The 818-nt window shown below is 66.6% G+C and carries 1 protein-coding gene; it reads right to left on the reverse strand.

What is annotated here, in order from left to right; genetic code table 11:
* A partial coding sequence (locus P1K30_RS23810) for an Ig-like domain-containing protein (RefSeq protein ID WP_275635230.1) occupies positions 1–818 on the reverse strand: 818 nt, incomplete at both ends.

An 818-nucleotide genomic window follows, 5' to 3' on the forward strand; every position in this document is an offset into this window, starting at 1 on the left:
AAGCGCATCCAGTTCTGCGCGTCCTGTTCGATCAGGATGCCCTGGATCTGGTAGCTGCCCTGCGGCGTGGACAGGAACCGCGTTTCGATCTGGAAATCCTCGTCGGCGGCGTCCTGCATGATGCGGGCGGTGCCGTTGGTCTGCCACGCGTCGAACGTGCCGTCCGGCGTCGCCAGCGTCAGGTACGCGTCGTTGGCGTCGCTGCCGAAGCCGACGGTGCCTTGCGACGGGCCTTCAAACCGCCAGTTCGCGCCCAGCGTGCCCGAGGCGAAGTCGTCCGACGCCAGCGGGTTGGCCGTGGGCTCTGTCACGGTCAGCGTAACGGTCGCGGTGTCCGTCTCTGCGCCGTCCGTCACCGTGTAGGTGAAGGTGTCGGTACCCGAGAAGCCCGCGTTCGGCGTGTAGGTCCAGGTGCCATCGCCGTTGTCGGTCAGGGTGCCGTTGGCAGGCTGGGTAACGCCGGTGATCGTCACCGCGTCGCCGTCCGGATCGCTGTCGTTCGACAGAAGCTGGTTGGCAGAGAAGCTCAGCGCCGTATCGGTTTCAGTCGCCAAGGTGTCATCAACCGCGACCGGCGCCTGGTTGGCGGGCGGGTCGACCGGGGTGCCGTCTTCGTCGAGGATCGGGTCGTGAGAGACCTCGAAGTAATCGACGCGCGCCTCGAAGCCATTGGACTGACCAAGGTTGCCCGAGAACAGGCCAGCGGCGTCCACGGTCATGGCGTGGGTCACGGTGCCCGCCGTGGTCCAAGTGGTGCCGTTGGTCGAGTATTCGAACGTCCAGCTGTCGCCGGTGCGGGTCACGCGCAGGTAGGGCGC

It is taken from the genome of Psychromarinibacter halotolerans, from assembly GCF_029168315.1.
Classification (GTDB): Bacteria; Pseudomonadota; Alphaproteobacteria; order Rhodobacterales; family Rhodobacteraceae; genus Psychromarinibacter; species Psychromarinibacter halotolerans.